Source organism: Peptoniphilus sp. (genome assembly GCF_034090345.1).
In the GTDB taxonomy this organism is placed as follows: Bacteria; Bacillota; Clostridia; order Tissierellales; family Peptoniphilaceae; genus Peptoniphilus.
Window position 1 is genome coordinate 1 of record NZ_JAXDSS010000086.1, and the last position, 2,813, is coordinate 2,813.

At 33.2% G+C, this 2,813-nt stretch carries 3 protein-coding genes; 2 read left to right on the forward strand and 1 reads right to left on the reverse strand.

Translation table 11 applies throughout. The features are described from left to right. A partial coding sequence (locus SOR77_RS07490) for a triphosphoribosyl-dephospho-CoA synthase (RefSeq protein WP_320636512.1) occupies positions 1-467 on the forward strand: 467 nt, incomplete at its 5' end. Beyond that, positions 448-1,506: a [citrate (pro-3S)-lyase] ligase gene (citC, locus tag SOR77_RS07495; RefSeq protein WP_320636513.1), complete on the forward strand. Its 1,059-nt coding sequence runs from the start codon at positions 448-450 to the stop codon at positions 1,504-1,506. The genes SOR77_RS07490 and citC, both read left to right, overlap by 20 nt. A gap of 49 nt (positions 1,507-1,555) precedes the next feature. On the opposite strand, the gene SOR77_RS07500 is transcribed toward citC, so the two are convergent. Further along, positions 1,556-2,813: histidine ammonia-lyase (locus SOR77_RS07500; RefSeq protein ID WP_320636514.1), on the reverse strand; the 1,258-nt coding region annotated here is incomplete at its 5' end.

A 2,813-nucleotide genomic window follows, 5' to 3' on the forward strand; every position in this document is an offset into this window, starting at 1 on the left:
TCTACAGAGAATGGCTAATAAATACATCCTATTCTAAAATTTCAAAATCTATTATGATATTTTCAAAAGAGTTGTCCTGCGACTATACAAATCCTCAAAACAGTGCCAAACTCCACACTCTTGGAATAAATGACATTCGTACCTTCCCGCTCACCGGTTACAAAACAATCTTTAATTTTATAGATTTAGTAAAAGAAAACGGCTGGGATGAAGATAAAAAAACTCTGTATCTAATTGCAAATATAGATGATACAACAACAATAAAGAGAAGTGATATAGAGACGCTTAAATTTTTACAAAATCAGGGTAATAAAATTTTAACTAATTACGACGAAAAGTTAGCTGATGAACTAGACAATTACTATGTAAAAAATAATATTTCATCCGGAGGTGTTGCAGATGTATTGACTACTGCAAATTTAATTTTAAGTTTATATGGAGGTAAAAATGCAAAAATTATGGATTGATAAAATAGAATCTGATTATAATAAATGGGCCAATTTATTAAAGGAATCCGGACTAAAGACTGAAAATACTGTGCATGAAACTTATGGGATTTTTGAAAATGATGTCTTAGTGGCCACCGGCTCCACATTCGAAAATATAATTAAATGTATAGCCATTAAAGAAAGTTACCAAGGCGGTTCTGTTTTTAATGAATTAATTTCTTTTTTAATAAGTACTATTTATGAAAAAGGATTTAAAGATATTTATGTTTACACAAAACCAACATCTGAAAAAGCCTTTTCTTTTCTTGGATTTAAAACTATCGAAAGAGTTGGAAATGATTTAGTTTTTATGGAAAATTCTACAAGCGGTTTTGATAAGTATATAAATTCTTTAGTTGCTCCTGAAATTCAGGGAACTGTTGGCTCAATAGTGATGAATGCAAATCCATTTACCAATGGACACTTATACTTAGTCGAACAAGCTAAAAAAATATGTGATATACTCCATCTTTTTGTGGTCAGTGAAAATAAATCAGTTTTTGATTTTAATACAAGGCTAAATTTGATTAAGGAAGGTACAAACCATTTAAATAATGTCTTCTATCATTCTACATCAAACTATTTGGTATCTTCTCAAACTTTTCCCTCTTATTTTTTAAAAGAATCAGTGAGTGTAACAGAAGTTCAGGCAGAACTCGACAGCAGAATATTTAAGTACCATATAGCACCTAAATTAAATATCGGATATAGGTTTGTAGGAGAAGAACCTTTTAGTAAACCAACTGAAATTTACAACGAAACTATGAAAAAAGTATTTAGCTATTCTCCAAATCCAAACTACCCTCTGCTTGATATTATAAAGAGATCTGAAGTTGATGAAAAACCTATATCTGCTTCTACAGTTAGAAACTTAATTGCAAATGGAGAGTTCGACAAAGTTGAAAAGCTAGTCCCAAAAACAACTTATGACTTTTTAAAATCTGAAAAAGCCAATCATATAATTGAAAAATTAAAAAATGACCCTCTAAAAGGATTTAAACAATCTGATACAAAATAATTGAAAAAGGATATGTCAGTTCCCCGGCATATCCTTTTTGTTATTTTTCTTATTTGATGTCAAGAGTTACTTTTTCTTCTACAGCTTTTACTATAGATTCATTAACAAGAGCTTCTGTAATTTTTTCAAGTTCATCATAAATTTCGATGTCTTTATCGTTTTCGATGAAGTTTACAGTCTTTCTTACAACGTCATAAGCCGCTTGAGTTCCAACTCCAAGTTTGAATCCTTCTTCTTTTCTGAAGTCGATAGCTTGAACTGCTGCCATGATTTCAGTTGCAACGATACGTCTTGAGTTTGCAACGATATCTCTAGCTTTTCTTGCAGCTATTGTTCCCATTGATACAAAGTCTTCTTGGTTTTCGCAAGATGGGATTGAATCAACACTTGCTGGATGAGCAAGTACTTTGTTTTCTGATGCAAGAGCTGCTGCAGCATATTGAGTAATCATGAATCCTGAGTTTAGACCGGGGTATTTTACTAAGAATGAAGGGAAGTCAGATAGTTGTGCATTTACTAATCTTTCAACTCTTCTTTCAGAAACATTACCTATTTCAGAAGCACCAATTCCTAGGAAATCAAATGGTTGTGCCATTGGTTCTCCGTGGAAGTTACCACCTGAAATTACTTCTGTATCGGAAATAATGATTGGGTTGTCAGTTGCTGCGTTAATTTCTATTTCAACTTTTTCCTTAACATAAGCTATTGTATCTTTGCTTGCTCCGTGAATTTGAGGGATACATCTTAATGTATAAGGGTCTTGTACTCTTATATCAGCTGTGTGAGTTAGGTAAGTTGAACCTTCAGTTAATGCTCTCATATTTTTAGCTGTTGCTAAACATCCATTGTGAGGTCTGATTGTGTGAAGTTTTTCATAGAATGCATCTATAATACCTCTGTGAGCTTCTAGTGAAAGTGCTCCGGCGATGTCTGATAATTTTAGAAGTTGGATTGCATCATGTGTAGCAAGAGCTCCGATTGCTGTTAGAACTGTTGTACCATTGATTAATGCAAGACCTTCTTTTGCTTGAAGAGCTATAACTTCAACACCAGCTTTTTCCATAGCTTCTTTACCTGTCATAAGCTCGCCTTTGAAGTAAGCTTTTCCAAGTCCAAGCATTGGAAGTACCATGTGTGCTAAAGGTGCTAAGTCTCCACTTGCTCCTAATGAACCTTTCTCAGGAATATGTGGAACAACTCCATTGTTTAACATGTCAAGAATTGTGTGAACTGTTTCAAGTCTTATACCGGATACACCTTTAACAAGTGAGTTAATTCTAATAAGCATGATAGCTCTAACTTCATCT

Coding starts and splice junctions, on each gene's coding strand:
- citC (WP_320636513.1), top strand. CDS start 448: ATGCAAAAATTATGGATTGATAAAATAGAATCTGATTATAATAAATGG.